The sequence below is a fragment of the Pseudomonas sp. MWU12-2345 genome, from assembly GCF_023242385.1.
GTDB lineage: Bacteria > Pseudomonadota > Gammaproteobacteria > Pseudomonadales > Pseudomonadaceae > Aquipseudomonas > Aquipseudomonas gingeri_D.
Genome location: NZ_JALLJA010000001.1, coordinates 1,057,661 through 1,081,533, shown reverse-complemented (window position 1 = coordinate 1,081,533; position 23,873 = coordinate 1,057,661). Strand labels below are relative to the sequence as shown.

At 59.3% G+C, this 23,873-nt stretch carries 26 protein-coding genes; 13 read left to right on the top strand and 13 right to left on the bottom strand.

The features are described from left to right. Positions 1–7 precede the first annotated feature (7 nt). The gene (locus M5C71_RS04455) at positions 8–700 is read right to left on the bottom strand and encodes a YoaK family protein (RefSeq protein WP_248746073.1); all 693 of its coding nucleotides are present in this window, start codon (positions 698–700) and stop codon (positions 8–10) included. A 196-nt stretch (positions 701–896) separates the two neighbouring features. Here M5C71_RS04455 and M5C71_RS04450 point away from each other — a divergent pair, with 196 nt between their 5' ends. Then, complete coding sequence (locus M5C71_RS04450) at positions 897–2,543, top strand: phospholipase D-like domain-containing protein (protein ID WP_248767322.1); 1,647 nt, start codon at positions 897–899, stop codon at positions 2,541–2,543. A 5-nt stretch (positions 2,544–2,548) separates the two neighbouring features. Here the strand turns inward: M5C71_RS04450 and M5C71_RS04445 are convergent, their stop codons facing one another. Further along, complete coding sequence (locus tag M5C71_RS04445; protein WP_248767321.1) at positions 2,549–3,781, bottom strand: NADH:flavin oxidoreductase/NADH oxidase family protein; 1,233 nt, start codon at positions 3,779–3,781, stop codon at positions 2,549–2,551. 78 nt (positions 3,782–3,859) lie between these two features. Here M5C71_RS04445 and M5C71_RS04440 point away from each other — a divergent pair, with 78 nt between their 5' ends. Further along, positions 3,860–4,285, top strand: a complete 426-nt coding sequence (locus M5C71_RS04440) for a MerR family transcriptional regulator (protein WP_103497014.1) — start codon at positions 3,860–3,862, stop codon at positions 4,283–4,285. Between the two features lie 60 nt (positions 4,286–4,345). Here M5C71_RS04440 and M5C71_RS04435 read toward each other — a convergent pair whose 3' ends face one another. Further along, entirely contained in the window at positions 4,346–5,884 is a 1,539-nt protein-coding gene (locus tag M5C71_RS04435) for an MFS transporter (protein WP_177098679.1), read from the bottom strand. Beyond that, on the bottom strand, positions 5,881–6,378 hold the full coding sequence (locus M5C71_RS04430) for a heme-binding protein (RefSeq protein ID WP_103499629.1): 498 nt from the start codon (positions 6,376–6,378) through the stop codon (positions 5,881–5,883). Before M5C71_RS04430 ends, M5C71_RS04435 begins: the two co-directional genes overlap by 4 nt. Positions 6,379–6,481: 103 nt before the next feature. Between M5C71_RS04430 and M5C71_RS04425 the strand changes: the two genes are divergently transcribed. Next, complete coding sequence (locus M5C71_RS04425) at positions 6,482–7,366, top strand: LysR substrate-binding domain-containing protein (protein WP_248767320.1); 885 nt, start codon at positions 6,482–6,484, stop codon at positions 7,364–7,366. A 275-nt stretch (positions 7,367–7,641) separates the two neighbouring features. After that, complete coding sequence (locus M5C71_RS04420) at positions 7,642–9,723, top strand: EAL domain-containing protein (protein WP_247263232.1); 2,082 nt, start codon at positions 7,642–7,644, stop codon at positions 9,721–9,723. On the opposite strand, the gene M5C71_RS04415 is transcribed toward M5C71_RS04420, so the two are convergent. Then, entirely contained in the window at positions 9,720–11,165 is a 1,446-nt protein-coding gene (locus M5C71_RS04415; RefSeq protein WP_248767319.1) for a DHA2 family efflux MFS transporter permease subunit, read from the bottom strand. The two genes, M5C71_RS04420 and M5C71_RS04415, sit on opposite strands and share 4 nt — an antisense overlap. A gap of 223 nt (positions 11,166–11,388) precedes the next feature. Next, positions 11,389–11,859 (bottom strand): FAD/FMN-containing dehydrogenase, encoded by a 471-nt coding sequence (locus M5C71_RS04410; RefSeq protein ID WP_103498053.1) that lies wholly within the window; start codon positions 11,857–11,859, stop codon positions 11,389–11,391. Positions 11,860–12,418: 559 nt separating this feature from the next. Here M5C71_RS04410 and M5C71_RS04405 point away from each other — a divergent pair. From M5C71_RS04405 to M5C71_RS04380, 6 genes are all read left to right on the top strand, one after another. Continuing rightward, positions 12,419–12,706 carry a hypothetical protein gene (locus tag M5C71_RS04405; RefSeq protein WP_247263233.1) on the top strand — a complete coding sequence of 96 codons (288 nt, stop codon included), beginning with the start codon at positions 12,419–12,421 and terminating at the stop codon, positions 12,704–12,706. Next, a complete protein-coding gene (locus M5C71_RS04400) occupies positions 12,687–14,351 on the top strand; it encodes a ParB family protein (RefSeq protein ID WP_247263234.1) in 1,665 nt (554 codons plus the stop codon). The genes M5C71_RS04405 and M5C71_RS04400 overlap by 20 nt, the downstream gene beginning before the upstream one ends. A gap of 25 nt (positions 14,352–14,376) precedes the next feature. Next, complete coding sequence (locus M5C71_RS04395; protein ID WP_103498057.1) at positions 14,377–14,928, top strand: STY4526/YPO1902 family pathogenicity island replication protein; 552 nt, start codon at positions 14,377–14,379, stop codon at positions 14,926–14,928. 307 nt (positions 14,929–15,235) lie between these two features. Beyond that, the gene (locus M5C71_RS04390; RefSeq protein WP_248767318.1) at positions 15,236–16,048 is read left to right on the top strand and encodes a PFL_4669 family integrating conjugative element protein; all 813 of its coding nucleotides are present in this window, start codon (positions 15,236–15,238) and stop codon (positions 16,046–16,048) included. Between the two features lie 4 nt (positions 16,049–16,052). Then, a complete protein-coding gene (locus tag M5C71_RS04385; RefSeq protein ID WP_247263235.1) occupies positions 16,053–16,625 on the top strand; it encodes a DUF3158 family protein in 573 nt (190 codons plus the stop codon). 2 nt (positions 16,626–16,627) lie between these two features. Beyond that, positions 16,628–17,035, top strand: a complete 408-nt coding sequence (locus M5C71_RS04380) for a single-stranded DNA-binding protein (protein ID WP_103495316.1) — start codon at positions 16,628–16,630, stop codon at positions 17,033–17,035. A 134-nt stretch (positions 17,036–17,169) separates the two neighbouring features. Here the strand turns inward: M5C71_RS04380 and M5C71_RS04375 are convergent, their stop codons facing one another. Beyond that, positions 17,170–17,727 (bottom strand): DUF4347 domain-containing protein, encoded by a 558-nt coding sequence (locus tag M5C71_RS04375; RefSeq protein WP_178129999.1) that lies wholly within the window; start codon positions 17,725–17,727, stop codon positions 17,170–17,172. A gap of 285 nt (positions 17,728–18,012) precedes the next feature. Here M5C71_RS04375 and M5C71_RS04370 point away from each other — a divergent pair, with 285 nt between their 5' ends. Next, positions 18,013–18,804, top strand: coding sequence for a DNA/RNA non-specific endonuclease (locus M5C71_RS04370; RefSeq protein WP_247263236.1), 792 nt, complete (start codon positions 18,013–18,015; stop codon positions 18,802–18,804). A 105-nt stretch (positions 18,805–18,909) separates the two neighbouring features. On the opposite strand, the gene M5C71_RS04365 is transcribed toward M5C71_RS04370, so the two are convergent. The 5 genes from M5C71_RS04365 to M5C71_RS04345 form a co-directional block, all read right to left on the bottom strand. Further along, complete coding sequence (locus M5C71_RS04365) at positions 18,910–19,182, bottom strand: hypothetical protein (RefSeq protein WP_103495314.1); 273 nt, start codon at positions 19,180–19,182, stop codon at positions 18,910–18,912. Between the two features lie 159 nt (positions 19,183–19,341). After that, complete coding sequence (locus tag M5C71_RS04360; protein WP_247263237.1) at positions 19,342–19,611, bottom strand: hypothetical protein; 270 nt, start codon at positions 19,609–19,611, stop codon at positions 19,342–19,344. A gap of 369 nt (positions 19,612–19,980) precedes the next feature. Continuing rightward, on the bottom strand, positions 19,981–20,274 hold the full coding sequence (locus M5C71_RS04355; RefSeq protein ID WP_103495313.1) for a hypothetical protein: 294 nt from the start codon (positions 20,272–20,274) through the stop codon (positions 19,981–19,983). 161 nt (positions 20,275–20,435) lie between these two features. Then, a complete protein-coding gene (locus tag M5C71_RS04350; RefSeq protein WP_248767317.1) occupies positions 20,436–20,993 on the bottom strand; it encodes a GNAT family N-acetyltransferase in 558 nt (185 codons plus the stop codon). Between the two features lie 476 nt (positions 20,994–21,469). Then, positions 21,470–21,763: a hypothetical protein gene (locus M5C71_RS04345; protein WP_103495310.1), complete on the bottom strand. Its 294-nt coding sequence runs from the start codon at positions 21,761–21,763 to the stop codon at positions 21,470–21,472. On the opposite strand from M5C71_RS04345, the gene M5C71_RS04340 reads away from it, so the two are divergent. Then, a complete protein-coding gene (locus M5C71_RS04340; RefSeq protein WP_248767316.1) occupies positions 21,762–21,923 on the top strand; it encodes a hypothetical protein in 162 nt (53 codons plus the stop codon). The two genes, M5C71_RS04345 and M5C71_RS04340, sit on opposite strands and share 2 nt — an antisense overlap. A gap of 342 nt (positions 21,924–22,265) precedes the next feature. Beyond that, complete coding sequence (locus tag M5C71_RS04335) at positions 22,266–22,877, top strand: hypothetical protein (RefSeq protein ID WP_103495309.1); 612 nt, start codon at positions 22,266–22,268, stop codon at positions 22,875–22,877. Between the two features lie 257 nt (positions 22,878–23,134). On the opposite strand, the gene M5C71_RS04330 is transcribed toward M5C71_RS04335, so the two are convergent. Further along, positions 23,135–23,707, bottom strand: a complete 573-nt coding sequence (locus tag M5C71_RS04330; RefSeq protein ID WP_103495308.1) for a hypothetical protein — start codon at positions 23,705–23,707, stop codon at positions 23,135–23,137. Positions 23,708–23,873 lie beyond the last annotated feature (166 nt).

Sequence of the window (23,873 nt, the reverse complement as noted above, 5' to 3'; positions counted from 1 at the left end):
ACGCCGGTTACGGCTTGAGCCGGTCGCCGCGGTAGACACCCAGACAGACGCCCACGGCAACCACTACCGGCAGAATCAGTGCCCACAATCCCCAGGCCAGATAGAGCAGGGCGGCGCTGACGCAGCCTGAGGCAAAGGCCAGCAGCGTCGTGCAAATCGGTTTCAGACGTTGTTTGATCACGCTCCGTTGCTGGATGTCTCGCTCGGTCCACAGGGCAAACACATCGACGGCGAACTGGGTGACGTTGCCCGTCATCAGCGTGGTCGGCGGGGTGCCTTTCATATGCTGGCGGGAAATGGCGTTCTGAATCGCCATGGCGGTGACCCCGGTCATGCCGGTGATCAGCGCCGTCGTGCTGTCGCCGTCGATGAAGGGGCCCCAGAAAATCGCCAGGAAAGCGAAGGCGGCCAGTATCAGCGTATGGGTCACCAGCAGCAGGCGCAGCGGCGTCAGCCCCCGACGATGGATGGCCACCGCGGCCAGGTGCGTCAGCCCCACCACCAGCACGAATACCGGTAGCGCGATCAGCTTGGGCAGTGCGCCGGAGGTGCCATGGACAATGCTTACCCCCAGGGTGACGAAGTTGCCGGTGACGTGGGCGGTGAACAACCCTTGCAAGGCGAGGAAACCCAGGGTGTCGACGAAGCCGCCGTTGAAACTGAGGGCCGGCCCTACGCTGGGGTGCAAGGGGGATTCCATGGCATGTCCTCTCTGGTTCTGGCGTCGGGGGCACCGGATGGAGTCAGACGGTAACTCGCCGCTTGTCGTTGATCAAGGTCGGACGGCTGAAACCTTGGATGGAAAATTTCATGGTGAAAGTCGCGTATGAAGTGCCTGGCGTCATAAAAATTCGCTACGCTCGAACACCTCAGCGGACTTCCCAAGGATGTGGTGCATGCGCGTACTTCAGAGCAATCCCCAGGACGATTTTCGGGTCAAGGCCTACGCCGGGACCAGTGGCGTGTTGCTGGCCATCGACCTGGCCGAATCGCGGCGGGCCGGCCTGCTCGGTTTTGCCATCGAACGCCAGGAAGGCAGCGCGCCCTGGGAGTTCCTGTTCAACAGCCTGACATTCCCCGGCAAGGAACACACCTTCCCCCAGTACCACGCGACCCCGAGCAATCTGGCGCCTTTGCAGAAATTCCGTTGGGCCGACTACAACGTCGAGCCCGGCAGCACCTGCAACTATCGGGTGCACCTGGCCTACGGCACGCCCGATGCGCCGCAACTGGGCGAATCACTGGCGGTGACGGTGACCACCGACAATGGCCTGCCCAAGGGCCAGCGGGTGATCTTCAACCGTGCGGTGGCGGCCAGCCAGGGCTTCGAACGCAAATTTCCGGATCTGGACAAACTGATCACCACCCAGAAAAACCTGCCCATCGAAGCCTGGCCCGATGCGGCGCGCCTGTGGTTGGAAAACGGCCTGCTGGAAGAGTTGCTGGGTTTTATTGCCCGTGCAACGGATGTGCAGTGGGGCCTGGATATCGCCATCTACGAGTATCAGTTGAAGGCGATAGTCGATGCGGTGAACGCGGCGCAGCAGCGCGGTGTGCGGATTCGCGTGCTCTACCACGCCAAGGTCGGTGATGAGGACACCGCCCTGAACGAGCAGAGCCTGGCGCCGATTCCGGCCGAGAGCAAACGGGGTCGGGTCACCAGCAATATCTTCCATGACAAGTTCATCGTGCTCAGTCAGCGCGACGCCGGTGGCGAGTACCGGCCTGAAGCCGTGCTCTGTGGCAGCACCAACTTCACCGCCAATGGTGTCTATCGTCAGGCCAACGTGGTGCACGTGCTTGACGACGTCCGCCTGGCCACCGAGTACACCCAGGTCTTCGAGGAGATCTGGGCGGCGCCGGCGGATGTGGCGGCGACCCGCAAGTGGATCACCCAGAACAATCCCATGGACCCGAGCCAGCCGCTGTTCGCCGGGTTTTCCCCGCGTACCGGACAGGGCGATCTGAAGGAGTTCGTGCAGATCATTACGGCGGCGCAGAAGGATGTGCTGTTCGCCACGGCCTTTGCCTTGCCCCAGGAAATCCTCGACGCCTTGCTCGGCAAGCCCCACGACGATGTGCTGCGTTTCGGCTTGCAGAACACCGCCAGCAGCATCTCCGGGATTCATGCCGATCGGACGGATGATTTCGTGGCCACGGCGCTGCTCAATACCGGCCTGGAGGGCTGGATCAAGGAGGGGCTCCTTGGCCAGAAGGGCAACCTGCTGGTGCATACCAAGGCCATCGTCACTGACTTCACCACCGACGCGCCGACCATTATCAGTGGTAGCCACAACCTCAGCGTCGGCGCCAGCGATGGCAATGACGAGAACTACCTGGTGATTCGTGGCGATACCGATCTGGCGGATCGTTATGGCCTGGAGATCCTGCGCTTTTATGAGCACTACCGGTTTCGCTATTACGCGAAGAAGCTGGAGCTCAAGCAGGTCCAGCCGCTGTCGCCGGACAACAGCTGGAGCGATGGGTATTACAAGGATGGCGATTTGAAGATGCTGTCTCGGTTGCGGTTTGCCGGGCGCTAACGGGATCAGGCGCTCAGGTTCTTCATCGCCGCGCGATACTGCTTTGTCCTTCGACCGATAAACAACCGATCCAGCACCAGCGCCCACACCGCCGAAACCTCGGGGTGAGGGCGCTTGCCCTTGCTCAGGCGCTGCAGTTGGAACTTGACCACCGCCATGTTCGCCAAGGCCGCCAGTGGCTTTTTCTTCCAGTGGATCGGTGGCAATTGCGGATGGCTGTCGCGGCCTTCGCGCCAGTGTCGGGGCAGGTGCGGTTCCACGGCCAACGCAGTGCCGATACCGGCCATGGCGATGCCGCTGTCCAGCACCTGTTCGACGATGGGCAAGCGCCGAATGCCACCGGTGACCATCACCGGCATTTTCGCCACCTTCGCCAACTCGCCGGCCATTTCCATGAAGTAGGCCTCCCGCGCCAGGGTGCGACCGTCCCGTGCTTCGCCCTGCATGGCCGGAGCCTCATAGCTACCGCCTGAAAGCTCGACCAGATCCACCGGCAAGTCGTTCAGCCATTCGATCACCTGGCGGGCATCGTCAGCGTCGAAGCCGCCGCGCTGGAAGTCCGCCGAGTTGAGTTTGATCGCCACGCAAAAGTCCGGCGAGACAACGGCCCTTATCGCCTTGACCACCGACAGCAACAAGCGGGCGCGATTTTCCAGCGAGCCGCCCCAACGGTCTTTGCGCTGGTTGCTCAGCGGTGAGAGGAACTGGCTGATCAAGTAGCCGTGGGCCGCATGGATCTCTACACCGGTGAATCCCGCTTGCTCGGCGAGACGGGCGCTGTTGGCGAAACGGCCGATCACCTCTTCGATATCCGCTTCGCTCATGGGGCGAGGTTCGGCGAACATTTTCGAGAAGCCGCCCATATCCAGCGCCACCGCGGACGGTGCCCAGGCGATCTGGCCGAGATTGGCCATGGTCTGGCGTCCGGGATGGTTGATCTGCATCCAGAATTGCGCGCCCTTGGCCCGGCCAAGGGCGGCCCACTGGCGGAATTTTTCCAGGTGTTTTTCATCTTCCAGCACCACACCGCCCGGGCCGGTCATGGCGCGACGGTCGATCATCACGTTACCCGTCAGCAGCAAACCCGGTTCACCGTCGGCCCAGGCGCGGTAGAGTTCCATCAACTGAGCGGAAGGCGCGTTATCCAGGTCAGCCATGTTCTCTTCCATGGCGGCCTTGGCGATGCGATTCGGGATCTGTACGCCGTTGGGCAGGAGCAGTGCTTGAAAGGGGGACATGCTTGACTCCGGGGTAGTGGGGAGTTCAGGCTAAGCTTAAACCTAACTTTAATGTCAAGCGTCCATTCGAGGCCTCTTATGAAGATCGGTGAACTGGCCCTACGCAGTGGCCTGGCGGCGTCGAAGATCAGGTTTTACGAAGCCCAGGGGTTGATTCGCAAGGTACAGCGCCAGGCCAACGGCTACCGTGAGTATCCGGCCGAGGTGTTGCAGACATTGTCGATCATCCAGTGCGCACAGCAGGCGGGTTTCAGTCTCGAGGAACTACGGGCGTTGGTGCCGGTGGCCGAGACCGGGGGCTTGGGCCATGAGGTCATGGTTGACAGCCTGGAGCGCAAGATCGATCAGATCGAAGCCATGCAGGCGCGCCTGGCCCATAGCAAAATGCAGTTGTTGGGGATCGTCAATAGCATCCGCAACCGACCCGATGGGGTCAGTTGCACGGAAAACACCGAGCGGGTATTGGCGTCGATCCAGTCCCCGCAACCACGGCTACCACTGTAAGGGCTTCTAAATTGGGCGGCTGAATAATTTCAGTGCCCGTACGACGAGCCCCGTACGGATTTATTCCCTGGCCAATGAATAAGAGCGGCTGGCGGGCAGCGGATGGCGCATCAAACTGCCCACCACCAACGCCCCTGACAACGCCAGCAAGCCCGCGACCCAGAGCACCGTGGCAAAGCCCCCGACGAAGGCTGCGCGAGCCAGAGGCTGGACCACCTGGCGTGCGGACTCCGGCAGCGTTGCCATGGCCGCCGGCATATCACCGGCGACCACCCGCGAGGCAATCGCCCGGGCCTGATCGAGCCAGGGCGCGGCCTGGGCGGCGAGGCTGGCCTGGAGCAATTGCTCGGTATGGCTGGCGAGCAGGGCACCGAACACACCGATGGTCAGCATGATCGCGCTGAAGCGCATGGTGGTGCTCATCCCCGAGGCCATGCCGGCCCGTTCCCGGGGTACGCAGGCCATGATGTTTTTCTGGGTGTCGCCGTTGAGCAGTCCGGCGCCGGCACCGGTCACGGTAATCGCCAGGGCAAATGGCAGGTAGTTGCCACTGCCGACCGCCCAGGCACTGAGCAGGTTGCCGCAACCGACCAGGGTCAGGCCGCTCGCCATCATTGTCGCCGGGGCGAACCGTGAGGCCAGTCGAATACCGATACGCGGGCAGATCAGCATGGCCAGGGCGAAGGGCAACATGCCCAGGCCCGAAGCCACGGCGGAAAAGCCCAGGCCGTTCTGCAGGTAGAACGGCAGCAGGGTCATCATCACCTGGGCGCAACCGGCATAGGCGAACATCCCCAGCAGGGCACCGATAAAGCGCGGGTGGCGGAACAGTTGCAGGTCGACCATCGGCCGTTGTTGCACCCGTTCGACGAACACGAACAGGCCCAGCAGCGCAGCGCCGCCCAGCAGCCGGGTGTAGGTCAGCGGGCTGTTCCAGCCGATGCGATTGGCTTCGATCAAGCCCCAGATCAGGCACAGCAAGGCGCCGCTGAAGGCCAGGCTGCCCCAGGGATCCAGGCGCGCCGCCTGGCTGTCCCGGGACTCCGGCACGGCGTGGCGGACCATCGCCATCAGCAGCAGGCCCACCGGCAGGTTTAGGTAGAAAATCCAGCGCCAGCCCAGGTACTGGGTAATCAGCCCGCCGAGGGTTGGCGCGGCGGTCATGGCGACTCCCATGCAGGCACCCCAGAAGGCCCAGGCCTTGGCCCGCTCGGCCTCGTCGTGAAAGACGTGGCCGATGGAGGCGAGGGCGGAGGTCAGCAACAGCGCGGCACCGACGCCCTTGATGGCGCGGGCGATATCGAGGAACAGGCTGTCGGGTGCGGCGCCACAGCCCAGTGACGCGAGGATGAACAGGGTCAGGCCCCAGAGCAGGGTTTTGCGTCGGCCGAAGCGGTCGGCGATGCTCCCCGCCGGCAGCAGCAGGGCGGCGAAGGCCAGCATGTAGGCACTGACCACCCACTCGATATCGGCGAAGTTTGCCCCCAGGTCGCGGGCAATGCTGGGCAGGGTGACGGCAACGATATTGGTATCGAGGACAATCAGCGAGCAGACGCCGGAGGCTGTCAGCAGTGTCAAGCGTGGGCTGACCCGGCTCATGGCTGGGCCTGCGACGGCAGGGCGGCGATGGCGGCCAGGGCGATTTCATCGTCATGGGCCGGGGTGTCGGCGCTGATGCCGATGGCGCCGATCACCTGGCCTTCGAGGCGAATCGGCTGTGCCCCTTTCATCATCACCAGGCCGGCGCTGAGGGCGGCCTGGCGTCCGCCGTTGACGGCGTTTTCCAGATCGCCCGACGGCCGTTTGAACAGCGCCGACGTTCGGGCCTTGCCTTCGGCCAGTTGAATACCGGCCACTACGGGGGCGCCGTTCATGCGTTCGCCGAGGACCGGCCAGCCGCCGTCATCGACCACCACAATTGCGCAGGGCCAGCCTTTTGCCGTGGCTGCCTGTTCGGCGGCCTCGAGCAGCGTACGGGCCAGCCCCAGGTCAAGGATTGCCTTGTGGGCAACGGCGGGTGATGAGTCGGCTGTTGCCACCAACGGCAGGCTCAAGCAGGCAAAAAACAAGGGAATAAGGGATTTGACGCGCATGGTACAAGCTCTCTACTGTGGCAGTAGAAGCAGCTTATCGCGGCTCGGACCTGGCTTTGTTAGGTGGGCTTCGGTACTTCATTACCTTTGAGCTAATGCCTGTATGGAAATTCGTCATTTCCGCTATTTCCTGGCGGTGGCCCGGCAACGCAATTTCACCCGGGCGGCCGAGCAGCTGGATATCGCGCCGCCGACCCTGAGTCGACAGATCCAGGATATGGAGGTCGCTCTCGGCACCCGGCTGTTTTTGCGTGGGCAGCGTGAGGTCACCCTCACCGAAGCCGGTGCGGCACTGCTGCCGGAAGCCGAAGCAACGGTGCGCCAGTTCGAGTTTGCCCAGCGCAATGCGCAGCGGGCCGGACGCGGTGAAGTCGGGCATATCGAACTCGGTTATGTGGCCTCGGCGGTGTATTCCGGGGTGCTGCAGCGCCAGGTCAAGGCCTTCGGCCGGGAGTTCGCCGAGGTCAGCCTTACGGTGCGCGAAAGCCCGATGGCGGTGCTGCCTGGGTTGATCGCCGAGGGACGTTTCGATATCGGTTATGTGCGCTCGCCGATGTCCTTGCCCGAGGGCGTGGATGCGGTGCGCCTGAACGCCGAAGGGTTTGTGCTGGCCGTGGCGGACGATGCCTGGTTGTGCCGTCTGAAACAGATCGGCGCCGAACATTTGCAGAATGAAACCTTCATTCTCCCGGAGCAGATCAGCGGCACCCTGCAGGTCGCCGCCCAGGGTGGTTATGCGCCGAAGCTGGGGCCGCAGCCCGGCGGGCTGGTGGCGGTGATCGCGGCGGTGTCCCTGGGGCAGGGCGTGGCGGTGGTGCCCGAATCGGTGGTCGGCCATGTGAACCTGCCGAATGTGGTGTATCGACCGATCCACGGCTTCGAGGCAAGTTCCTGGTTGTCGCTGATTTATCGGCGTTTTGAAAAGGCCCCGGCGGTGGCGCGTTATATCGAGCGGGTCAAACGTGAATCTCCGGGAGAGAGGGCTTGATCAGGCCTGAGACCGGAGCGACTTACGCCTGATCGGCTATCATCGATTAGGCGACCAGCACGTCAAATAGTGTTGGGCCGGTCGAACCTGCGCATAATCGATACAGCATGCCGTTGGTCGGTCTTCCCTGGGCGCTGACCTATACGTCGGGCAGGTCCTCCTGAATAATGGCCAGTAGCCAATATTCCACCGTGCACTCGCAGGGAAGCAGGTACAATCCGCCGTTTTTTCACCGAGTTCGGGCATTGCCCGGTTCGATGTTTCAGAGATTCGTCATGCTCATTGGTAGCTATTCCTCCGCGCTGGTCTTCATGTCCCTTTGTGTGGCGATCCTGGCCTCTTATACCGCGCTGGATCTGGCCGGGCGCATTGCCACGGCCAGCGGACGGGCGGTGTACCTGTGGATGGCCGGCGGTGCCATGGCCATGGGCGTGGGGGTATGGTCCATGCACTTTATCGGCATGCTCGCGTTCAAGCTGCCGATTGCCTTGGCCTACGACGGCCCACTGACGTTGCTGTCACTGCTGATTGCGATTCTTTCCAGCGGCTTTGCCCTTTGGCTGGTCAGCCAGCCCAGCCTGCCGGTGGTGCAATTGGCCCTCGGCGCCCTGATCATGGGGGCTGGCATCAGTGCCATGCACTATTGCGGCATGGCGGCACTGCAGATGCAGCCCGGTATCGATTACGACCCGACCCTGTTCGGCGCCTCACTGGTGATTGCCGTGGTGGCCTCGGCGGCGGCCTTGTGGATCGCCTTTCACCTGCGGCGCAGCACACCCTATGTGCGCCTGGCCCGTAGCGGTGCGTCGGTTGTCATGGGGTTGGCGATTGTCGGCATGCACTACACCGGCATGGCGGCCGCCAACTTCAGCCAGGGCAGTTTCTGTGGCGCGGTGGGCAGCGGGTTGTCCGGTAAGGGGCTGGACAATCTGGTGTTGGTCACCAGCCTGGCGGTGCTGTCCATCGCCCTGTTGACCTCGCTGCTCGATGCCCGACTCGAAGCCCGGACCGCCATGCTGGCCAATTCGCTGAGCCAGGCGAACCAGGAACTCATCCATTTGGCGCTGCATGACACCCTGACCGGCTTGCCGAACCGTGTGCTGCTGGCGGACCGGATCGACCAGGCGATGCACAAGGCCACGGACGAAGGCGGTTGCTTTGCGCTGATGTTTATCGATCTGGACGGCTTCAAGCCGGTCAACGATGCGTTCGGCCACCACATGGGCGATCAGTTGCTGCGCGAAGTCGCCCTGCGCCTGCGCGAAGATCTGCGCGGCCAGGACACCCTGGCGCGCATCGGTGGTGATGAGTTCGTGTTGCTGGTGCAGTTGGCCGAGCCGGACGATGCGCTGCAAGTGGCGTCGCGTCAGGTCGGCCTGATCTCCCGGCCGTTCCGGGTGGGCGACCACGACCTGCTGATCTCCGCGAGCCTCGGCATCGTGCTGTTCCCGGGCAACGGTCAGACCGCCGAAGAATTGCTGATGAACGCCGACGCGGCGATGTATCACGCCAAGGGGGCGGGCAAAAACGGCCACAGCTTCTTCGACGCATCGATGAACAGCAACGCCCGCAAGCAGTTGCAACTCTTGCAGGACCTGCGCCAGGCCTTGGAACAGCAACAGTTCCGTCTTTTTTACCAACCCAAGTTCGACGCCCTGAAGGGCACACCGATCGGCGCCGAGGCTCTGTTGCGCTGGGAGCACCCCGAGGAAGGGTTGTTGCTGCCGGACAAGTTCATCGCCCTGGCGGAAAAGACCGGCCTGATCATCCCCATCGGCGACTGGGTACTGAACGAAGCGTGTCGGCAAATGCGCTTGTGGTATGAGCAGGGCTACCAGGACTGGCGTATCGCGGTGAATCTCTCGGCCCTGCAGTTTTGCCATGTGGGCCTGGTCGACAGCGTGGCCAACGCCCTGGCCCGGCATCAGTTGCCGGCCAACAGCCTGACCCTGGAGATCACCGAAACCACGGCCATGAGTGACGCCGATGCGAGTATGGAAGTGTTGCAGAAGCTTTCGGACATGGGCGTGGACCTGTCCATCGACGATTTCGGCACCGGCTATTCGAGCTTGATGTACCTCAAGCGTCTGCCGGCCAACGAGTTGAAGATCGACCGCGGTTTTGTCCGTGATCTGGAGCATGACTCTGATGATGCGGCGATCGTTTCGGCCATTGTCGCCCTGGGCCAGGCGCTGGGGTTACGGATCGTCGCCGAAGGGGTGGAAACCGATATGCAGCAGAGTTTCCTGACCCGTCTGGGGTGCGACTCCCTGCAAGGCTACTTGCTGGGGCACCCCTTGCCAGCGGAGAAATTCATGGCTGATATCGGCCGGCTCGAACGTCAGGCTGCAAGCTAGACCTCGGCACCTCCCAGGCTTTCACCGCTTTTGTTGCGCATCATGACCGCGGCCAGGCCCGCACCCAGCGCGGCAAACACCGCGCCCACCAGAAAGGCGCTCTGATAGCCGTCGTTGAGGGCCGAGAGTGCCGACACTCCTGCCGCCAGATGCGATTCGGTACGCGCCGCGGCCAGGCTGGCCAGTGCCGCCAATCCCAGTGCGCCACCCATCATGAAAGCGGTATTGACCACGCCGGAAGCCAGCCCCGACTCGGACGGCGCGACGTCATTCATCGCCGCCAGCAGCAACGGATTGAAGGCAATGCCCGCGCCCAGGCCGAGCAACAGCATGCCCGGGAGAATGTTGGGCAGGAAGTGGCCGTCGACCGGCGCCTGGGCGAACAGCAGCAGCCCCAGGGCCGCCAGCGCCAGCCCGACCGCCAGGGGCAGGCGAATGCCGAAACGCATCACCAGCCTGGCCGAGATACCCAGGGAAAAGACCGCCATGATCAGGTTCGCGGGCAGGAACGCCAGACCCACCTCCCAGGGCGTGTAGCCCAGCACCAACTGCATGTACAACGCTGACAGAAAGAACCAGGCGAACATCGCGGCGGCCCAGAGCACGCCGATGATATTGGCGATGGCCAGGTTGCGCAGGCGGAACAGGCGCAAAGGCATCAGCGGGACTTTTACGCGGGTCTCGATGACCAGGAAGGCCAGCAGCAGGCCGACGGCAATCAGCAGTTGCGCGACGGTGCGCAGTGATGTCCAGCCCATTTCGTTGCCATTGACGATGGCGTAGACCGCCAGCATCAGCGAGGCGGTCACGCTGAGTGCGCCGGCCACATCGAGGTCGCGGGACGGGTGCTGGTTGAGGGTTTTCGAGAGCAGGCGCAGGGACAGTGCGATCACCACCACGCCGATCGGCAGGTTGACCAGGAAGATCCAGTGCCAGCTCAAGGTGCTGGTGAGCACGCCGCCGAGCAGGGCGCCCAGGCTACCGCCACCGGCACAGACAAAACCGTAGACGCCCATGGCCTTGGCCCGGTCGGCCGGTTCGCTGAACAGGTCCATGATCAGCGACAGGGCCACGGCGGTCACCACGGCGGCGGCCAGGCCTTGAAAGGCCCGCGCCCAGATCAGCGTTTCCTGGTTGTGGGCCAGGCCACAGGCCAGCGAGGCGAGGGTGAAGAAGCCGATACCGAGCAGGAACAGGCGTCGATGGCCGTAGAGATCACCCAGGCGACCGCCCAGCAGTAGAAAGCCGCCGAAGGTCAGCATATAGGCGTTTACCACCCAGGCGAGGGAGGTTTGCGTGAAGTGCAGATCGGTCTGGATCGACGGCAGCGCGACGTTAACGATGGTGGTGTCGAGCACGATCATCAGTACCCCGAGGCACAGGACGATCAAGGCGAGCCAGCGGTGGTCCGACCCGGCGATGGGGGAGGCAGGTGCTGTCATGAGGGCTTCTCGTGTGAGGGCCGGGGAGTTTAGGTCGTGGGTCGCGCCGGGCTCAATAGAGAGAGTGTAGGGAGGTTGTTAAGGCTTCAGGTCCGTGGATAGATGATCGGAAAGTGTATGTCGAAGGTCGTGCGCATTCTGTGCATCTGAGCTGCCCGTTACACCTCGGCCATGGACCTTGGCGATTTCTCGAACGATAAACAGTCCCGGCCCGACAAAGCCATTATGGACTTGCTACGTGATCCAATGCTGTGCGCAAGTCGGTGGCACTGGCGAATTCGCGTTGTGCCACCAACCGGCCGTTGTCCAGTTGCAGCCACAGTACCTTCTCTTCAGCGCCTGGGTAACGTGGCACCACGCGACTGTCGCGGTCGAGCATGACGCGGTAGTTGTAGTCACGCATGGCGGGAATGGCGAAGAGTTTGCTGACCAGTGCGGGCATACGTTGGATATCCGCGATGAAGACAGTGTGGCGGGCTTCCAGGAAGCCTTTGGGCTTGTCCTGCAAGGCGGCCTTGACCAGCTTGGCGCCGTCCATGGTGCGGGCGACCAACAGAACCTGGGTATGTGCATCCAGGCTATAGGGCTGGTCATATTGATCAAGCAAGGTCCAGGGGGCCAGGCGCTCGCCGATCTCCGTCGCCTGAGCCAGAAACGGCAGCAGGCTCAACAACAACGTAATTGCAACTCTCACTGTTCATGACCTCGTGGTTCAGGTTGTACTGATTGGCATTGTGCAGTGGCGCGGGGCTCATCACGTTTGGCGCAGCCACATCATCCATGAAGTCGCCTGTAGCAGCCCCGGGCAGCAGGATAGCAAGGTGGATTGCGGGCGTCCGCTTCCCATGCCCGTGAGGCTAAGTATTTCACCGCATCAAACGTCAGCCTTGAGGCGTAACGGGAGCTCTGGCAGATGCACTCAGGTTCAAGCATCGACGTGTGATTACTTCGGGTACAGGTGTTGGGTTGCTCTTTTTTGTCAGTGATCGTGGCGACATTTCCCCCCATGGATTGATAACTACTGTGGCTTCTCACAATGAGCGCCTGCTTTTCTCTTTGATGAGGCGCTTTTACTGACAGAGACCTCTTAGGAAATGAACTAAAAATCAAGAGCGTCATTACGGAATGGATCCGATGACATGCACGATGACGCTCATAGACGATGGGTGCGGGTTCGGATCTTGCAGGAGGAGAGTTCGGTGGGGCTGCTGAGTCATTCCTGCCACAAGGCGAAGTAGAAGGCGGCCGGCGCTGTGGGCGATCGCTACAACAGGGAGAATGCACAAATGGATTTGGGCCTTGATGAGGGTGTCGATGACACCTGCACGGTACTGTTCAAACTCAGCAAAGAGTTGTTGGACAGCCGTGGTTTTCTGTACGAACTGGCTTGCCGCCTGGAGGGTTGGGCAGAGGTTGAGGTACTGCGTGTTCAGCTTGAGGGGTACTGCTATGAGTCTCAATCCGATCTTGAGGACTTGGCAGAGGCTCTCGAGGTCTTTGAGGGACGACAAGGAAGAGACGATGACGGCGCGATTACCTGATCCCGTTGTCGACACCCCGATGATTGTGACGCTGGACGAACTGCGGGCCTATGAATACGACCCCCGGGTGAACCGCAACCCGCTGTATGACGAGATACGGGCTTCCATCCTCAGCCGTGGTTTGGACGCGCCACCACCCATCACCCGTAGGCCAGGAGAGGCGCACTTCATCATCCGCAACGGTGGTAATACACGGCTGGCGATTCTCAATGACCTCTGGCAGGAAACCCGAGACGAGCAGTTCTTTCGTATTCACTGCTTGTTTCGTCCTTGGCCGGCTCGTGGGGAGATCGTTGCCCTGGCAGGGCACCTGACGGAGAACGACCTGCACGGTGGGCTGACCTTTATCGAGCGGGCGCTGGGGGTGGAGCGGCTGAAGGCGTTCTATGAACAGGAGCTGGAAGCGCCGCTTTCCCAGCGTGAGTTGGCCAGGCGCCTTATGGCCGATGGTTACCCGGTTTCGCAGTCCCACATCAGCAAGATGCAGGACACGCTGCGCTATTTGCTGCCGGCCATTCCCAATACGTTGCACGCAGGCTTGGGTAAGCCCCAAATCGAAAAGCTGACCGCGCTGCGCCGGTTGAGTGAAAGAACTTGGTTGAAGTACGCGGGGGCAGTGGGGCAAGCGATGGATCACGCCCCCCTGTTCCAGGAGACTCTTGCTCTGTTTGACCAGGGAGACTTCAGCTACGAACGTTTCCAAGATGAGTTGCTGCATAAGATGGCGCAGTTACTGGGGCAGGATTACAACGCGCTGAAACTGGACCTCCTTGAACCCGAACGTCAGGTGTCGCAACAGCATGCGATGGAGCTTTCCCAGACAACTCCATTGTTATCGCCGCAAGCAGGGCAGGCCACTGACAACGCTCCTGGGGTATCCGAGGTGCCGGCGTCTGGCAATCCTTTGAGGGTTGGCGAAGTGGTCCCGCCTGAGCCCTTGGGCGAGCTGCCGTTCACGCTCACGGCAGAGGAACAGCCTACAGGCCTTCAGGACCCTATAGGCTCGATCACACCGGAACAAATGCCCTGCACTGAAGTGGTCGGGCCGCTGCAGATCAGTGACGACGGTGATGCGACAGCGGCTGTCGAGTCGATGCCTCAACCGTTCGTTGCCGTGCAGGTGGATGAACCCAATGGGGCGGTGGATTGTGACGATCTCGAAGGTGCTGTCGATGATCCTGAGGGTTTGCGCCAGGCGATTTTTGGTTTGGTGCGGGACATCGCCGATGAGGTGGCACTAGCGCCTGAGTTCTTCTGCGCGAGGAGCCAGGGTATCGGTTATCAGTGCATCTATCCGGTGGACTGGGGCAATGATTCGCTCACTATCACGCCAGAGGGGCCCACGCCTGAGGCGCTCATTATCCTCAATCTCTTGGAGGGATTGAGCGACGGTTGTGGACTGGTCTCAGGGCCAGCACCACTCAGGGGCAACACTAATCTGGCGTTGCCCTTTGAAATGTCCGGCGACCGATTCTCGGTCAAGCTCGGGCAATTACTTCTGGGCGGTTTGCCGCTCAACGATCAGCCGGTGTCGAGACCAGAGCGTCTCAGTGATATCGCCCTGATCAAGCTGTTCCGGGTCATACGTTTGGCTCGGCGTCTTGTTGAACGACAGGAAGATCGACCTGTGAATCAGGTTGTTTAATTACCATGGAATGGTGGAGGTACATGTGCTCCCTTTGAATTTGGCAGTCGCCTTTCAAGTTTTAGACAACATCAAAAATGGCCAACTGCGTAGCTGCCTGGCCATGGGGTTTGAAGAAAAGGACTTACAAACCCTGAGTGATCCTCACAACATGGTGGCCTTGGTGAACTCACCGGTCCCCTGGTTTAGGGTTATCGTGGATGGCACCATTGTCCAACGGTTGTTGGCCCATGCCAGAAATATGGATGAGGAGGGCATGATCCGGCGTGCGATCAGCTTGGGCGCGAGTACGGCCATGATTACTGAACTCTTTGGTTTGCCACCCAAGGAGGTCGCTGTCCGGCGTGACATTCTGGGGATTCCCTGTCGTAAGGGACGCTTACCTAAAGTCGGCCCTGAGCATGAGGCCATTCTCCGGGAGCATTGGGCCAAACTCACGAAGGAGCAGAGTACCAACCTGCAGTGTATGCGCTCCGTTTTGAAGGTAGCCATGCTGATGACTGAGCGAGAGTCAACGCAGAGTCTGGCGAAGGTCTGGAGCATTATCCAAAGCTGGATCACTCAAGACCTGCTGTGATCGCCAGCGGATCCTTCCACGGCTTTATCTCGGGGACCGCAGTGGGTCCCCGTTCGCCCTGGCAAGTGGGGAGCTGGGGGGAAGTTCTCCAGGTGATTCCACTGGAATCATACTGGCTTGGTGCTACTGAATTTTCAGTGAATCGGCACGCGGCTCGCCTGTCCCATCCCCCATCCCCCATCCTGTGAGTTCCGCTTCTCGACCTTCGCGCGTTAAAACGAATCATACGTAAACCTGTTTGTCGACTGACGCCTCGCCTGTTCCTGATGACACTGATGCCTTGACCTCAATCTATCAGGAGCCTTCCATGTCTAATCCATTTCCACTCAGTCTTGGTCCTTTGCGCAGTGCCATGGAGCTCACGCTTCACACTCACTACGCTGTTCGCATCTGGCAAGGCAGGCCGGCGGACCAGGAGAAGAGCAGCATCATCAGCCTCAACGGTTTTGTCAGCCTGGTGAACAAGATCAAGCACGGGGCTGAGCAGGATGACCCTTACGCCGACTTTTGGATGATCCGTATCCACGAGAAGCTCGTGCACTCGAAAGACGCGTTGACGCTGATTCGGGGGCAACTGGACGAGTTGATGAGATGTCTGCCCTCTGCAATGCAGGTGGGTGAAAACTTCAATGTTCACCCGGTCACGGTGCCTTTCTATATCAACACTCCGTTGGGCTTTTTGGCCGTCTACCTGCTGATTGACTACGACAACATCGCCCGCCAGTTGCTGTTGGCTAATCACACGGCTTTGATGGGGCGTCGAGATATGGAGCGCTGGATCAATGCGGGCGGGCATGTGTTGCGCAGCCTGTTTGGCTTGGCCCAGCAGTTCAAGTTTTCAGGGGTGACCCGTGAGGATTTCGCCGCCAACAATGCCGCGGCGCGTGAAGCTCGGGAGCGGTTTGGGGAGTTGCCGGCGGATGTGCTGGAGGGTACGCGTCGTTGCGAGTTTGCGCCTCAGATCATTCGGCGTCGGGTCAATGACGAGGGACGGCTGGAGGCTGTTGAAAAAGAGATTGAGGGCGGGGCCGAGGTTGAGGATGCGGTGGGCGATGGCCAGGTATCTTCCAGTGCGGGCTTGGCTGAGCCGGCGATGGGTTCCGAACGCGTGGGAGGGTGATGCCATGAGTATTTCAGGCGATATTTTTGGGGGCGATCACTCGGCGGCGTCGGGCGTTGAGGCAGAACACATTGCCTTCCAGCCGCTGCAACACACTGCCTTCCAGGCATTGGAATACACAGCCTTCCTTAAAGGGCTTTTAAAGCCTTTTAAGGGTAAGGGGGAGCTGGTTGAATTCGGGGATGTGTGCAGTCAACTGACGGGCAGTCTGATCGAGTTGGCCATCCAGGGCGTGCTGGCCCAAGCCGAGCGTTATCCGTTCACGTTGTTGCCCATTCGATTGACGAGACAGCCCACTGGAGCGGGCACAGTGTTCTTGCGTTGGAGCCGGGTGGATCGCAGCAAGATGGGCGTAGACCTGTGGGCGGAGTTGATCCGCGATGAGCGCACCTCGATTGGCCTGGTGCCCGAGCTTCATGCGCTGGAGCTGCAGCGGATCGTGATCAATATGCAGATCAGCCTGACCCACAGCATTAGTCGTCAGGCGTTTTTGTGTGCTTGCAAGGTGGAGGTGGCTGACCAGGTTTATCGCCAGCGAATGGATCAAGACGTCAGTCATCACACGGAGGGGAACTAACCATGGCCACCAATTTTTGGGGTGAGGGCAACATCGGCACGGAGCCTGAGTTCAAGGAGATCTCCAACGGTAACAACGAGCCTTACCGGCTGCTTCGGTTGAATGTTTACTTCGATAATCCGATTCCGAAAAATGATGGCAAGTACGAGGATCGAGGCGGGTACTGGGCTGGTGTTGAGGTCTGGCACAAGGACGCTGAGCGCTATTCCGAGCTCTACTGTAAAGGGATGCGGGTGCTGGTCACAGGGCGAATGCTCATGGACAAGTGGGAGGATGACAACGGTGTCGAATGTCGGGCCATGAAGGTTCAGGCCAGTCGCGTGGGGATTTTGCCGCATCGTGTCGAGAGCCTTTCCATGATGGTGCCAGAGCGTCCTGTGCCGGCTCCTGAGGCTGATGAGCCGGAATGACGGTGGAGACTTTGAGCTGGAGGGCAGTGGCCCCTTGGAAGGGCCGCTGCCGCTTTAATCAGTTCTTCTGTTTGATCGGTGCTCGCCAGTTCAAGGAGAGCACATCGCGTCGATCCTTCGGCAAAAGGCTGCCCTCACCAATATTGGTAGCGATGCCCGCGTTTGGTGACTTCCACTGGGTAGCTCCCCTTCGTACTCTCCCACACGCCGCCGCTGTTGACGGTGACGTTGACCGTTTCATCTCCCACGGTGTTGACCTGAACCTCGTTGTCGGCCGCGCGTACCGTGGCCTCTGTCGCCGCTGATATTTCCATCATGAAGGTCTTCCCGTGATCGCCCCCGGCCACGGAGCAAGAGATGAGTGATATCACGGCATTGTCCGCGAGGTAGGGCTTGATCGTCGTACCGAAGCTGGTGGGGTGAGTGTGTCGCGCGTGGTCGGTTTCGTAAGAGATGTCACAACCTGGTACATCGGACTCCGAGTGGCCGGAGATGGTAAGAAAGGCCGCGTGTGCGCCGTGCGTGCCAATAAGCAGCAAATCGACCGGCTGGGCTTTGATGAGGGCGGCGAGGAGGGTCGCGGGGTCGGGAGTGGCCGCCACGGAGGTGAAAGTGCTTGCAGAGAAGCGCTTTCGCATCACCTGGACGCAGTTCAAGTTGTCGTCGCTCGCAAAGTAAAGCACGTTTGGCATGAAGGATCCCTCCTCAAGATGCTTCATCCTGGGCATGGGGACTATCGTGCGTCAAGCCACTTTCCTTGGAACGTGGGCTGTTCGCCACTGTGATTCCACTGGAATCACTGCGAGCTTTTGCCGGTCGCTGAGCATTGCAGCGAAGAGGTGGTTTTTGTCGGGGGCGATAATCGTGGGGACAGGGAGCGGGCTCGAAACAGTGCGCAATAGATGCGGATAGAGGTGGCGTCTGGCCGTGGCCTACAATCAGCGCGTCATCCTCAGTTCACGTCATAGGGACATGTCATGCGAACGAATTTATTCCTGGGTACGCTGTGTTTCTCCTTCCTTGTCATGTCGGGCTGTCAGAGCCCTACGCATGAAGCGCTTCGATCATCGGCTACCGTGGGGGCCTCCGTCGCCTCAAACATCGTCACGCTCGACAAGGGGGGCTTCGTGCTGACGTATGACTGCACGAACCATACTGCGTTGCGTTATCAGTATGTGCTGACTGCCGATACCGGGTCGGTGCCGCGTCCCTCGTCGTTTCGTCTGGACCCGGATCTGCCCAGTGGCTGCGGTCAGCAGTCCAGTGCGGTGACTTACTCCAGTGTCGGTGGTTGGGACCGGGGACATCTCGTGACCTCCAACCACATGGATTACGACGAGACCTACATTCGACGAGCCAACTACATGACCAACATCGTGCCGCAGGTGGGCACCTTCAACCGCGGTATCTGGAAGCAGGCCGAGGAGGTTGCGGAGTGCTATCGGGATTTGGCGACGGTTCATGTCTATGGCGGTGTGGTGTACAGCGATCCGTCGAACGATTACTTCGTGGCCTCCCATGGCATCCGTACGCCGGACTATTTCTGGAAAACGGTCGTCACCACGAATGCGGCAGGAGAGACACAGGCCATCAGTTGGTACATTCCCAATCAGGCCGGCTTGGGCAATCTGGATACCTACATTCGAAGCATCAATGAGCTCGAAGCCGAGGTCGGTGTTGAGAACGTGAACATCCCGGTGTCGGCCAGTGTGAAGGCGCAAAGGCCGGCGGCTACGTGGCCTAAGCCGAGTGGGTGTGACCTCAGCTGAGCCTATAGGCGAATTGGGCTATTGCCACGATGTTGGCTTCTGGCCGGTTGCGGCGGGTTGTAATAGGCCGCCTTCGAGCAAAAGCTGCTTGATGCACTTGCCCGATTAGTCGAATTGGCGCGTGTATCTAGCGACTTGATTGGGAAACAACTCAATGTACACCGCATGTGGAACACCCAGAATGTTGACCTCAATGCAAGGAGGCATGAGTTCTTCGGTGTAATCCAGAATGCCCACGCCAGCACACGGAATGACACGGCCTGTTCGGGTCTGAACAGAGAGGTTTAAAGCAGATTGATCGGAGTGGTTTGTTCTGCACTCGCTCTGTATGCCCACGTATCCATCAGCAGGCTCGAATTCGCCGAAAGCAACACCCATGGGTGGGTCTCCAGACTCCAGAGCCGAGTGGCCCACCAGAACCGTGCCGCTGTAGATACTGAATCGCGTCATGAAATCGCCTGTTTTTAAGTGATGTGTTCTGTCTGCAGCAGTCCCGTTTTTGGTCGATTACTACTGGCCGCAATCAGACCTGGGTGGTCACCCCAACGAAGTCACCAAGCTGGTTTCGGTACCGACCAAATTCTTCGGTGGCTCGTTGATCAGCACAACTGCATCGTCACCCTGGTTCTGATAGATTAGGTAGTCGCCTGTTTCGAAGGTGATTTTGAAGGCGACAAGCCTAGCCCCCTGGTCCCATCTGTTGTCGACGACTCCTTGAACCTCTGTGATGATCTTGCCTTCAAAAAAGGGGGACGGATAAGCCGGTAAGCAGATTTTCTCTACGCCAAGAGCAGGTGCTAGCTGCATCAAGCTCGAAGGGCGCAGGGGGACCTGGATCTAGTAGATCAGCACCGACGCTTTCCCCATCGCTCAGCAAGTACATCGCAACGGCTTGATGGCCGCCACATCGCCACATTAACGATCCTATGTCTCCCGGATACTTCTCATCGTTGAAGTAGTATTGGTCATGCAACAACTCGGAAAGTCGCTGACCCAGCAGCAAACGCGCATTGCCTAGATCCTGAACCATCCTTTCGCGGGAGGCGACATAGCGGTTAAACATTGAGCGGTACCTTTGACGCATTGGAGACGGAGTCGCAGACTCTAGCCGGGCTGCTCGGGGGATGGTCGCTTTTGGCTGAAAGCGTACGCGGTCAAATTGTAGTCAGCCAACTGTTATATGCGTTCAACACAAACTCGATACATGATATGCCGCTCAAACTCGTCTTCCGGATTCTCGTAAGCTTCAAGCTTTTCCAGGAACCCTGTCTGCTCAAGTCTATCCAGGTCCTCCAGAATCCATCCCGCGGGAAAGTCGCTGGAAACGTCTTTGCCCTGGTGCTCAACCCAGTGATACACCCCGAAGGGAAGGTAACCGAGCCACTCTGATTTGTAGGTAATCTCGCCAGATTCGCTGGCGGCCACCACGGCGTCGATTTTGCTTTTAATTGTTTTTTGACGTTCATTCATGGTGTTTTCGAACTCGGCAAACTGAGTTTGCCGGTGGGGCTAGGCGCCGCGATATTTATGACAGGGCGGTGTTGTTGTCTGCGTCGGGTTGATTGCAGCCTGTCACCACCGGCTGCAATCAACCCGAAGGGGCCATCAAGTAGTAAGGGCAAGTGCCATCCCTATACTCCTGTATCACGATGGGCAGCAAACAGCGTGCAATCACGCGGCTCCGAAGACAGATTGGGGTGTACTGCGTAGCCTTGGATCTTATCTTTGAGTTGTAGCCCGGCCTGGATCAAGACCCGAGCGGACGCTTCGTTTTCGTCGTCGCAGTAGGCCCATACCTGCGTGACGCCAGTCTGCTCCAGGAGCCAGCTCTTGAGGTAGGCGACCAGTTCACGGCCATACCCTTTACCCCACTGATGGCGGACCAATCCGAAGCCGACGGATACTCCTTCTTCACTGTCGCCAAGGTTGAGAAGGCCGATGGGTACTTCAGGGCTGTCAGCTAGTGTGATAGCGAGCAGATAGGCCGTACGTTGTTCTGCGAGTTCCGCAGCGTAATGGATCATGGTAACAGTCTGGGAGGGGGCGCTATGCCGGCCCCATGGCAGATACCTGGCGACTTCCGCATCGTTGGTATATTGGGAGTAGAGGATAGGCGCGTCTTCCCCTCGCAATGGCCGTAACGTCAGGCGTTCGGTTTGCAATCTGTCGGGTAGCAGGAAAGGGAGCATCAGAAGGACCTCTCAAGTGTCAGGAATCGAACCTAGCGTCTGCGCTCATGTGGGCTCGACATTCACAGTAGCTCCGATGGAGCCTCCAGAAACAGATACGATGAAGTCAGCCGCTTTTCGGCAGAGAGCTGCTCGTGATGAGCGGATTACCAACGCAAGGGGGCTGATCGAGAGAGGGTCAATGTCGAGGCGTTCTCCTGGGGTACCACGTAGCGACAACGTCAGTTCCGTCCAATGGCGATCATCTAAAGCGGTGCAGTCACCATCAGAATCAACATCACAGCCTGTTCCCCAGAGATGTTCGGCGATGCTGTAGAAGGCGGGCAATGGTCCCGCTGGTGTGATTTGAATGGAGTAGTGGGAGCGCATGAGTTGTTGGCTACGACCTACCAGGGAGGATGAAGGTGTCTTGGGGCTTGATGCGAAGGCAATCAGAGCCACTGTGACGCCACAAGGTTTCCGCCCGCGCAGGGGAATTACATCAGCTTTTCGAGCAAAAACGTAGTGGCTTTAATCGCCATATCTCCAAAATCACCCTCAAGGAATAGAACGTTTTCAACAATGTTTATCCCTTCAAGCTCTCCGAGCCCGCTGGAGTTTTGGACGTGAAGCGCGCCAAGTCTGATAGTCAGCTCAGCGCCGTCGGCGTTCCATGCCATCAGCTTGTATCTAGTCTCGTCATCTAGACTGACAACCATCTCGAAATAGCGATGGGCCTGGTCCACAGTGATCGATAAGACGTTGCTTTGTTCGAGCGCTTGAACATCCATGGTGAAATTTATTTTGTTTAAAGCAGCATTCTACTACAAGCGAACACCTGCCTTTGAAAGTGAAGGTCCGGGTTTGGCCGATTTCTGCCTGTCACCAAGGGCAGAAATCGACCCCAAACGGCCTTCGGGTGTCTACGAAACCGGGGCGATTCAGTTCTGACCGACCAGGCCATCGCTGGATGGCGTAATCTATAGGGGGAAATACAAGGCGCTCCTCACCAATTACACCTGATCGCTACTCGATGACAGCCCCAGCCCTAGAGAACATCCGTACTCTTCTCTCGATCAAGGCCAGACTCCATTCATTGGAAAAAGCCTAAAATAACCATTATGATGGCCTATTGCCCAGGCTTGAAGGCTAGCCTGCGCCACTTCAGCTAAGATGACGAGCAGGGAAAGCAATGAGGTCTATTTACCAAAAGTGTTTGGCTGACCAAATTCTCGCAGATTTCACATAAAAGCGCGGAATTCAAATTCAACAGAACTCCGTGGACGATTCGCGATGCTTAAATACATACTTCCCTTGGTGGCAGCTCTACTGCTGGTCGGCTGTTCGAACAATTCTGGGCAGCAGTACACCGACCAGGTCCAGGTGAGCGGTACCCCCATTGCTCACTCTTTCCAGGAGGCGGTCCGCCTCTCACAGGCGGTGCCGTTGCCGGTCAATCGTGGTCTGTTTCCCACCCGCTGGGAAATCAGCGCAACGGATCCCCGTATCGCTTCAGGTGCAGAAAAAAGTAACTATCGACTGTTCGAGTTCTCGTTACGCAAGGGCCAACGCTACAAGATCAATGTCATCTCGCTGTGCAACAACATGTGCATGGGGTTGGCAAAGAGCGCACTGAAACCCAAGGCGCTGGTGCTCGATGTGCAAGGTAATGTCGTGGCTGACAACCTGACCGGTACCAACGCCCTGGCGATCGTTTGGACCGGCGTTGCGCCGGCTGATGGTGCCTACTTGTTGATGGTTGCCGCCGACAACTCCGCCCCAGGAGAGCAGGTTTCGGTGATCAATACTCAGGTACCAGGGCACCCAACGTTGAGCATGCCTATCGGTATGGCCAGTGCGCCCTTTGGTAAGGTCATCGCTTATGTCGAATATCCAAGCGAGTAGCGACGGGCGGGGCGAAGGTTTGACCCGTTCCCCGTGACCATCACTGCAACAGATTGTCAGTCAGGTTGTCGATCTGTTGCGACAGGCCGCTTCTGGCCGTCGTGGGAGGCCGCAGGCGACCCTGAGCGGTCCGTCAAACCGCCCGAAAGGCATATTCAACGCAATGTGTCAGACACGGCCTCGAATGGAGAAGACATTGCAACAAGAGCCAAAATGTTTCGATTTGAGCAGAGTCCTGCCTATTTTGGCGCGCTAAATCACTGGTACAGTGCCGTGATCAAAAAGAAGTGGCGACCATACGAACGCACTGAATATGTCCAGCCCTTTTGTTCTGCCATCTCAGGTCGATCGAGCGGCTTGTCAGTTTCATCGTAGACAAGGTTGTAGAAGAGGTTCGGTCCAGTAGCCCCGCCGGTTCCCCCCCAATCCCACTTCCCGTATTTTGGCGACGACCCGGGTAGATTGCGGGCCAGTTCCGCGTAGTGACCACTCGTCAATTGGAATCGTATCCAGTCGGGATTGATTTCGTAGTGGGCCAAGGCCACTAGCAACCCGATCGTTAGGGCCGGCGCGCCTATGACGGAAAGTAACCTACCCCATCGGCGGTACCATAAACTGGCGATCAGCCCGACGATGAAGGTACCCATTGCAATGAGCGCGGGGACTCCAAGCAGCGGAATCATTAAGAGCCAAAGCCCATACACGCGGTCGAGTTCGTCACCAAAATAGAACACCGCGCCAGCCGCCAGCCAAACATAAAAATGAGCCGGTCTCAGCCATCCTGCGGTGCTCACCGGGGATTGATCTGCTTCGGTACTGGTTTGATTCATCGGTCCTCCGTGATCATAGTTTATTTCGCACTTCGGACAGTAGAACCTGACAACTTGGGACTCCAGCTTCCGACTATTGTCGCACTTGAGAAATCGCAGAAACTCCACGTAATGCCTCTCGTGTGCTGACCGTCGCTGTGCAGATGGTCGCCGATTTACACTCGTC

Bases quoted from the DNA above. Each gene is read 5' to 3' on its own strand.
- M5C71_RS04455 (WP_248746073.1), bottom strand. From the start codon at position 700: ATGGAATCCCCCTTGCACCCCAGCGTAGGGCCGGCCCTCAGTTTCAAC.
- M5C71_RS04450 (WP_248767322.1), top strand. From the start codon at position 897: ATGCGCGTACTTCAGAGCAATCCCCAGGACGATTTTCGGGTCAAGGCC.
- M5C71_RS04445 (WP_248767321.1), bottom strand. From the start codon at position 3,781: ATGTCCCCCTTTCAAGCACTGCTCCTGCCCAACGGCGTACAGATCCCG.
- M5C71_RS04440 (WP_103497014.1), top strand. From the start codon at position 3,860: ATGAAGATCGGTGAACTGGCCCTACGCAGTGGCCTGGCGGCGTCGAAG.
- M5C71_RS04435 (WP_177098679.1), bottom strand. From the start codon at position 5,884: ATGAGCCGGGTCAGCCCACGCTTGACACTGCTGACAGCCTCCGGCGTC.
- M5C71_RS04430 (WP_103499629.1), bottom strand. From the start codon at position 6,378: ATGCGCGTCAAATCCCTTATTCCCTTGTTTTTTGCCTGCTTGAGCCTG.
- M5C71_RS04425 (WP_248767320.1), top strand. From the start codon at position 6,482: ATGGAAATTCGTCATTTCCGCTATTTCCTGGCGGTGGCCCGGCAACGC.
- M5C71_RS04420 (WP_247263232.1), top strand. From the start codon at position 7,642: ATGCTCATTGGTAGCTATTCCTCCGCGCTGGTCTTCATGTCCCTTTGT.
- M5C71_RS04415 (WP_248767319.1), bottom strand. From the start codon at position 11,165: ATGACAGCACCTGCCTCCCCCATCGCCGGGTCGGACCACCGCTGGCTC.
- M5C71_RS04400 (WP_247263234.1), top strand. From the start codon at position 12,687: ATGACGGCGCGATTACCTGATCCCGTTGTCGACACCCCGATGATTGTG.
- M5C71_RS04390 (WP_248767318.1), top strand. From the start codon at position 15,236: ATGTCTAATCCATTTCCACTCAGTCTTGGTCCTTTGCGCAGTGCCATG.
- M5C71_RS04385 (WP_247263235.1), top strand. From the start codon at position 16,053: ATGAGTATTTCAGGCGATATTTTTGGGGGCGATCACTCGGCGGCGTCG.
- M5C71_RS04380 (WP_103495316.1), top strand. From the start codon at position 16,628: ATGGCCACCAATTTTTGGGGTGAGGGCAACATCGGCACGGAGCCTGAG.
- M5C71_RS04375 (WP_178129999.1), bottom strand. From the start codon at position 17,727: ATGCCAAACGTGCTTTACTTTGCGAGCGACGACAACTTGAACTGCGTC.
- M5C71_RS04370 (WP_247263236.1), top strand. From the start codon at position 18,013: ATGCGAACGAATTTATTCCTGGGTACGCTGTGTTTCTCCTTCCTTGTC.
- M5C71_RS04365 (WP_103495314.1), bottom strand. From the start codon at position 19,182: ATGGGTGTTGCTTTCGGCGAATTCGAGCCTGCTGATGGATACGTGGGC.
- M5C71_RS04360 (WP_247263237.1), bottom strand. From the start codon at position 19,611: ATGCAGCTAGCACCTGCTCTTGGCGTAGAGAAAATCTGCTTACCGGCT.
- M5C71_RS04355 (WP_103495313.1), bottom strand. From the start codon at position 20,274: ATGAATGAACGTCAAAAAACAATTAAAAGCAAAATCGACGCCGTGGTG.
- M5C71_RS04350 (WP_248767317.1), bottom strand. From the start codon at position 20,993: ATGCTCCCTTTCCTGCTACCCGACAGATTGCAAACCGAACGCCTGACG.
- M5C71_RS04340 (WP_248767316.1), top strand. From the start codon at position 21,762: ATGGTGAAATTTATTTTGTTTAAAGCAGCATTCTACTACAAGCGAACA.
- M5C71_RS04345 (WP_103495310.1), bottom strand. From the start codon at position 21,763: ATGGATGTTCAAGCGCTCGAACAAAGCAACGTCTTATCGATCACTGTG.
- M5C71_RS04335 (WP_103495309.1), top strand. From the start codon at position 22,266: ATGCTTAAATACATACTTCCCTTGGTGGCAGCTCTACTGCTGGTCGGC.
- M5C71_RS04330 (WP_103495308.1), bottom strand. From the start codon at position 23,707: ATGAATCAAACCAGTACCGAAGCAGATCAATCCCCGGTGAGCACCGCA.